This is a genomic window from Neisseria sp. N95_16 (assembly GCF_002551535.2).
Lineage (GTDB): Bacteria > Pseudomonadota > Gammaproteobacteria > Burkholderiales > Neisseriaceae > Neisseria > Neisseria brasiliensis.
The window spans coordinates 57,908-65,204 of sequence record NZ_PDBT02000003.1; the positions used below are offsets into that span (position 1 = coordinate 57,908).

Below are 7,297 nucleotides of genomic sequence, written 5' to 3' on the forward strand. Positions count from 1 at the left end.
ATTGAAGGCAGCTCAGCATTTATCTGCCATTGATTGGCGGTTTAATGATGAACCGGTGTCTTCACTTCCGCTTCCGCACCTTCCGGCAAACCGAAAATCTGGCGCAGAATCACTTTGTAAAAAGCAAACGCTTCTTTCGCACCGGCAATGGCTTCGTCTTGCGCTGCTTTATCCAAACCCAAATTGTTCAGATGCTCGACAAAAGCGCGCCAGTGTTTGCCGCGGCCGCTCGGATGTGGCGCCAAATGGCGGGCACCGTGTTCGGCGTCAAACGACAATTTTTGTGCGTCTTTAAACAAAAATGCCGCCCCCAGATTCGAACCTTCGGCGCAATACAGCCAACCGATGGCTTTGTTGCCTTGCGGTTGCGGCAATTCGCCGGCAAACTCGTAAGGCGTATCGTTCAAATCCGCCAAATCCTGCAACACGGCTTCGTGACGCGCCATGTATTCCAACTCGGGAATGGCTTGGTTCAAAGCTTCGTCTTTATAGATAGGATCAACGATTTTATGAAAAACAGATTGCAGTTTCAAAAACTTAGCATAGTTTTCATTATTGATAAACGGCTCAACCGACATCACCAGATTGTCCACGCTGTCGTGGGTGGTTCGGTTTTCCTCTTTCAGCCGCTGGGCAAAAGTTAAGGTTTCAGTAGTCATGATTTTCCTTTTGTTTTCAATTTATTTCAGACGGCCTCCCGATTAAGAGGCCGTCTGAAGACTGCAAAGTAATGCTTTAGAACTTGGCTTCAAGCGACAGCGCATAGCTGCGGCCCGGTGCGGTAAAGCGTTGGATGCCGTTGTGGGTGGCATTATCGACGCGGTTGACCGTACCGAATTCGCGGATGCTGCGCAGGCTGTCCCAAGTGTAATACTGTTTGTCAAACATATTGAACACGCCGCCGCGCAGGGTCACGTTTTTGCCGAAGCGGTAATGACCGATCAAATCCACCAGGAAATAATCTTTGCTGTGGCGGGCATACGGCCAAGGCTTTTTCGTATCCTCATAGCTACGCACCGTGTCGCTTTCTTTTTTGCGCGAAGTATAACTCAAATTGGTTTTCAAACTCCAGCGGTCATCAGGCTGTTTGTAACCCAAACCGACCACGGCTCCCCAAGGCGCCAAGGCATTAATCGGCGTTTTGCTGCCGTCTTCCTGCGTGGCTTTGCCTTTGATGTAGCTGGCGGTGTAGGTCATAAACGTACCACGCGGCAGACCGACGCTGTCCAAATTCCATTGACCGCTCAACTCGACGCCGCTGACAGTCGCCTTGTCGCGGTTGATGTTTTGCCAAGTCGGCGCAAGATAGCCGCGGTTAACCCATTTTTGGTTTTTCTCATCCCAACGTTCGCTTTGTTTCTGACCCAAATACGCGAAATCGATAAAATCTTTATAGCGCGTATGGAAGCCGGAAAGCAACAGATTGCCCCAACCGCCCTGGCCGGCCAAACCGATTTCGTAGTTGTGTGATTTTTCCTCGCGCAGATTTTTGTTGGCTTTCACCGAAAAATCCGGATGCGGGAAAGTAAACCACATTTCATCAGTTGTCGGCGCGCGGAAACCGGTGGCGTATTTGGTCAGCAGCGTCCAGCCCGGCACAAATTTCCAATCGAAGCTCAAGCCGTAGCTCGGCGAATTGAATTTGGCCGTCGCGCCTTCCAAATCTTTTTGGCGCATCGCATTGATGAATTTCTCATTTGAAAGCGTATTGTTGCGCACCCAGTCATAACGCACGCCGGCACCGATACGGAACGCATCGCCCAAGCGGAAGCTGTTGTTCCAGAAGACGTTTTTCTTACGGCTTTCAGCTTCCAGCAAAAACTCTCCGTCACTGCGGTTACTGGTTTCAAATTTCGGATCAAACGCACGCACAAACACGCTGTAATTGTCGTTGGTGTTTTGCGATTTGCTCCAGCCGAAACCGTAGCTCATATCCCAGCCGAAATTCGGCAGCTTGTCAAATGCCCAGCTTTTATCCGCTTTTACACGCCATTGGTTGGTATCCTGATTGATGCGGCGGAACACATAATACAAATCCGAATTCACGCCATTTGTGGCAAAATCAGTCGGCACATCCCAAGTCATCGTGCTCATTTGGATGCTTTGCTTATCGTAGTTGACCGTCAGCTTATCCCAAGGCGCTTTTTCGCTGTCAAGCTGGTTGTCGTATTGGAAACCGCGGCGCTTGAGATAAGTCACATCATTGCGTTTTCGCTTTTCCGCACTTGGATTACCCTGCCAGTCGGCAGCCCAAAGATTGGAGAGCTCATCGGTTTTGCGATCCATGCGGTAATCTTCATACAATGCGCTCAAATAGTTGTATTCATTGAAATGATAACCGCCTTTGAGCAGCGTGCTTTTCGATTCGTAATCTTGCGGATCCGATCTGGTACGTACCTTACCGAACGAACCGAATCTGCTCGAATTATTTGCCTGCGGGTTATAAACCTTGTCGTCCTTGTTTTTAATTTCAAACGATTCGCCGTTGGTCTTGTTTTTGGTTTCATGACCGTGGCGGCGCGTAAACACAAAGCGCGCATCAAAGCCTTTGAAATAACCGGCCAAATCGGTTGTTCCCAAATATTCGGCATTGCGGCTGGTGTAACCGCCTTTAACCGCGGCATAAAACGGATTGTCGGCATTGACCACATCGCCCGGCGATTTGGTTTTATAATCAATGGCGCCGCCCAATGCGCCGCTGCCTGAAGCCAGCGAATCCGCACCTTTACGGATGGCCACTTCGGAAATATGCTCCAACTCGGCGGCATTGCGGTTGGCATTGTAATTGCCGTATGCACCGTATAATTCTTGGAATGCTTCCGAAGAACGGCTTTCAGCCTGAGCCAAACCGTCGACATTAATCGCCACGCGGTCTTTATCGACGCCGCGGATGGCAAAACCGTTGGTATTGCCGCGACCGCCCTCAACCACACTGACCGCCGGATCATAGCGCACCATATCACGGATATCCTGCACCAGATTCTCGTCCATTTGGCTGCGGCGGGTTTTCACCTCGCCCAATTTCGGCGCCGGAGTGCGACGGCCGTGAACTTCGATTGCGTTTAAATTCACGGCATCGTCGGCTGCATAAACCACCGTCGGAAACGCATTCAACACCAGCAACGATACCACACCCATTTTGAATGGAACTGTCATATTATCCCTTCTTAATAATTAATGTTTTGTTTGTTATTTACCTACAACCGGGTTCAAGTCTTTACTGTCCGTTGTTGTATCAACCTGCGTACGCGAACCGCCGAAAACAGTATCTAAATTTTTATTGCCGAAATTAACTGTGCCACCAATTTCTTTGCCTGCATATTCACGGATTGCGTCACCATAATAACCCTTATAGACCTTACCATAGAAAGCACCGTTTACTTTGCCAGATACCCCACCAGACTTGGCAGTACCATGAAATTTATTACCTTCAACATTTACATTATCAAAAGTCACACTATCGCCAAAATCACTATTGCCAATAATGGTGCCGCCTAATTTACCGGTATTAAAGTTCACGGTAAGCCGTGACACTTGTTCTTTAGAATCTTGCACATAAGGATCTTTAGGCGTATAAGAAGAGCTGACAATTTCGCCGTTTTTCACACGATAGCCAATAACATCGTAGGTTGCCTTACCTTTAACACCACCAGCTTTAACACCACCTTGCATATACTCTTGTTCAGCTAAAATACCCCCGCTAAACAAACTAACAACGCCATTTTTATCCATCCAAGCGCCAAAATAGCTGCTTTTCACATAAGTTGCCGGCTGGTCAACACGCGAGTTCGTGCAGCAGGCAAAAATTTTGCCGCCGTCTTCAGTCGGCTGCATCACTTGCTTGGTCGGATAAGTTTTGCTCGGAGAAGAGTAATCCGGACGCATGGCAGTATTGAATTGATTAAACTGATAAGATTTGCCATCAGCAGTGGTATAGACAACCACTTCGTCTGTTTTATCATAATAGCTGTCACTCCAGCTTGACTTGACCTTTTCAGTCACATTGTATTTATGTACCGAGCCACCATTGGTTGCAATAGTTTCAAATTCAGCATCATCTTTGTGAGCTTTGACTTTATCGCTCTTGGTATCCAGGCTTTTCAACACCGGCATTTCCACCAAAACCTTAGGCTCTGAAACACTGCCGCCACCGGCGCAAGCAGACAGCGAAGCGGCTACGGCCAAGGCGATTGCAGGCCGTCTGAAAAATAAAATAGTCATATACTCTCCCGCCCAAACGTATTTCGGGCAACATTTGATTACATGGTTGGCTTTGAAAGTTTCGAATAGAAACTATTTCTATTCACATGTAGCAAATATACCAAAAAACCCGTTATAATTGCAAATGATTTTTATAACTTTTTAACACTTGCCCGATGAATATTTCACAAATCCTTGCATTTCCACTACTGGCGGCTACAGCCCATAGCTTTGCGGCCGACCTGCCCGCCGGCGACCGTCGCAGCGAACAAGCGGCGGAATCGGTTCAGCAACACCAATGGCTGGAAACGCTGCAACAAGATTCGGCCGCATCTGCCGCACCCAATGAAGCGGTAAATGTCCGTCAAGTCAATGATGAAGAATTGGCACGCAATCCTGCTTTATTGGAAGAGATGTTGCAACAGGCGGTCAACAGCAACCATCCGCCACTTTTGAAAGCGCTGACCGCCGTTTACCGACGTCAGCCGCAGGCCGACAAAGTTTTGCTGGCCAGAGCTGAAAGCATGGTGGCGCGCAATCAGGGCGATTATCCGCAAGCGCTGGAAACTTATGGCCGTCTGAACCGCCAACATCCGCAAGACGCCCGCATCGCATTGGATTATGCTGCTTTATTGTTTGAAGACAAGCAATGGCAGGAATCCGACCGTCTGTTTGCCCAAACCGCGCAAACCGCAAATCTGCCCGAGGCCGTAGCCGACAATATCCGACGTTATCGGGCGCAAATCGATGAAGCCGATGATTGGCAGCTCAACGGCGGCTTGAGCGTTTCTTACGACCGCAATATCAATAATGCTGCACCGGCTTATTGCACTTATCTGGGCTGCACGACCGAACAGGCTGAAAACGCCACCGGCATCCATTATCATGCCGAATTGGAAAAAAATACGCCGCTCAAAGGCAATCACAACCTGACGTTTCGCAACCGCATCAGCGGCACCAGCTATTATTTGGACAAAAAATCGCAATATGACCATGCATTCGGCCGCAGCTATTTGGGTTGGTACTATCAAAATGCGCGCAGCAGCCTGAGCGTGTTGCCGTTTTATCAGGCGCAGCTGGCCGGCAGCAATGAATTTGCCGACAAACCGACCGACGAACACACTTTGAATATGAATATGTTTGCGCATGCTGTCGGCGTTCAGACGGCATGGAGCCACCGCATCACGCCGCGTCTGCAGGCTTATGCCTCCGGCGAGCTCTACCGCCAAAGCTACCGCCCGCAACAAAAGTCTACTTACTACGACGGCCGCCATGCGCAGCTTTTCGGTTCGCTGGCCTATCAGTTGGGCGCAAACGATTTGGTATTCGCCGGTTACGGCAACGGCACGTTCCGCCCGAAACACACGCAAATCGACGGCCGCACCAACCACACCGCCCACACGCGCCACAGCCTGAGCGCCGGCTGGTTTGCCGCATGGCCGACGCTGGGCGGATTGGCCAGCCGCCTGCGCGCCGGCTATACCGACCGCCGTTACAAAGGCCGTGTCTTCAACACCGATTTCACGCCCGAGCGCCAACGCAATAAAGAAACCTTTTTCAGCGCTTCGCTGGCTCACCCGAAAATCAGCTACCACGGCATCATGCCGCGTCTGACATTCGAACACAGCCGCACCCGCAGCACGCACAAATGGGCCGAACAAAAGCAAAGCCGCCTGTTTGTCGAATTGGAGAAATCGTTCTGAACAATCTAAAGATTTGAATATATAAATCTTGTTCATAAAAAACATGCCGTCTGAAAGTCCAAGCTTTTCAGACGGCATGTTTGCCATTGGCAATACGTCAAATTATTTTGCCATGATCATCGCATCACAACAACGGGCTCATCAGCCGCACAGTGTTTTCTACCAATACCCACCATTTGGAGCGCTGCTGCCAGCCCTTGACCGTAATGCAATGGCTGTCAGCCAGATAGCTTTGTTGCAAGGCATAAATTTTGGCGGTCATTTCCTTATCGTAAATCGCCAAACTGATTTCCAGATTGAGGAAAAAACTGCGCATATCCATATTGACCGTGCCAAACAAGGCGTAATCGTCATCGATGGTCATGGTTTTGGTATGCAGCAGGCCGCCGTCAAACAACGTCAGATTGACGCCGGCGGAAAGCAGCAGCGGATAATATGCGCGCGAGGCGTAACGCACCATCAGCGAATCGACTTTGGCCGGCACAATCAGCGTCACGTCCACACCGCGTTTGGCGGCAACAGTCAATGCCATCAGCAGCGGTTCGTCGGGCACGAAATAAGGTGTGGTAATGGTGATTTGACGCGTGGCTGAATGAATGGCGCTGATGATGGTTTCGTAAATGACATGCTCGCCCTGTTCCGGCACCGAGGGAATCACTTGCGCCACAATATTGCCCTGTTTCATTTTTTCGGGCAGCATTGCCGGAATGCGGTCTTGATGTTCGGTCAGATATTGCTGGATACCTTGCAGGTTTTCATCGTCTTCCACCGCCAGATCGGCAAAAAACACCGCCGACAATTCCAACACCATCGAACCCGTGCAGCGCATCATCACATCCACCCATTCGCCGACGCCCGAATGCCGCTTAAACAGGCGCGGGTCAACCAGATTGAAGCTGCCGGTATAACCGATTTTGCCATCCACCACCATAATTTTGCGGTGATTGCGCAAATCGGTGCGCGTAAACAATGTACGCAGCAGGCCGACGGGAAGCGCTTTGTCGATTTGCACGCCGGCACGGCGCAAACGCTTGTACCACGCGCTTTTAAAAAAACGGCTGCTGCCGACGTCATCTGCGAGAATAGCGCAATCGACCCCGCGCGCGGCTGCCTGTTCCACCGCTTCGAGCAGATGCTCGATACGACCTTTCGGATCGATAAATGTAGAAACTAGTAGCGTTGTTTACAGTATTTCCAGGAGAATACTGAAACATGAACATGCACAAAAACACCCGTCTCACCCCGCACCACCGCCAAGCCATTTGGCTGGCCTACACGCAGGAAAAGGAAAGCGTCACCTCCCTGGCACGCCGCTACCAAGTCAGCCGCGTCACCATTTACCGCGCACTTAAAGCCGCAAGAGGCAGATTGCTCAAACCCCAAACCAGTACCAA

4 protein-coding genes and 2 pseudogenes are annotated in these 7,297 nt (G+C 50.2%); 2 read left to right on the top strand and 4 right to left on the bottom strand.

All coding sequences use genetic code 11. The features are described from left to right. Positions 1-41: 41 nt before the first annotated feature. The 3 genes from CRG49_RS01160 to CRG49_RS01170 form a co-directional block, all read right to left on the bottom strand. Complete coding sequence (locus CRG49_RS01160) at positions 42-659, bottom strand: biliverdin-producing heme oxygenase (RefSeq protein WP_095502289.1); 618 nt, start codon at positions 657-659, stop codon at positions 42-44. A gap of 76 nt (positions 660-735) precedes the next feature. Next, the gene (locus tag CRG49_RS01165; RefSeq protein WP_095502288.1) at positions 736-3,156 is read right to left on the bottom strand and encodes a TonB-dependent hemoglobin/transferrin/lactoferrin family receptor; all 2,421 of its coding nucleotides are present in this window, start codon (positions 3,154-3,156) and stop codon (positions 736-738) included. Positions 3,157-3,189: 33 nt separating this feature from the next. Continuing rightward, a complete protein-coding gene (locus tag CRG49_RS01170; protein WP_095502287.1) occupies positions 3,190-4,221 on the bottom strand; it encodes a transferrin-binding protein-like solute binding protein in 1,032 nt (343 codons plus the stop codon). Positions 4,222-4,376: 155 nt separating this feature from the next. On the opposite strand from CRG49_RS01170, the gene CRG49_RS01175 reads away from it, so the two are divergent. Beyond that, complete coding sequence (locus CRG49_RS01175; RefSeq protein WP_095502286.1) at positions 4,377-5,903, top strand: surface lipoprotein assembly modifier; 1,527 nt, start codon at positions 4,377-4,379, stop codon at positions 5,901-5,903. A 124-nt stretch (positions 5,904-6,027) separates the two neighbouring features. On the opposite strand, the pseudogene cls reads toward CRG49_RS01175, so the two are convergent. Further along, positions 6,028-7,062 (bottom strand): annotated as a pseudogene (gene cls, locus CRG49_RS01180) (cardiolipin synthase); the annotation flags it as partial. 53 nt (positions 7,063-7,115) lie between these two features. Here cls and CRG49_RS01185 point away from each other — a divergent pair. Beyond that, positions 7,116-7,297: pseudogene (locus CRG49_RS01185) on the top strand (IS481 family transposase); the annotation flags it as partial.

Coding starts and splice junctions, on each gene's coding strand:
- CRG49_RS01160 (WP_095502289.1), bottom strand. CDS start 659: ATGACTACTGAAACCTTAACTTTTGCCCAGCGGCTGAAAGAGGAAAAC.
- CRG49_RS01175 (WP_095502286.1), top strand. CDS start 4,377: ATGAATATTTCACAAATCCTTGCATTTCCACTACTGGCGGCTACAGCC.
- CRG49_RS01165 (WP_095502288.1), bottom strand. CDS start 3,156: ATGACAGTTCCATTCAAAATGGGTGTGGTATCGTTGCTGGTGTTGAAT.
- CRG49_RS01170 (WP_095502287.1), bottom strand. CDS start 4,221: ATGACTATTTTATTTTTCAGACGGCCTGCAATCGCCTTGGCCGTAGCC.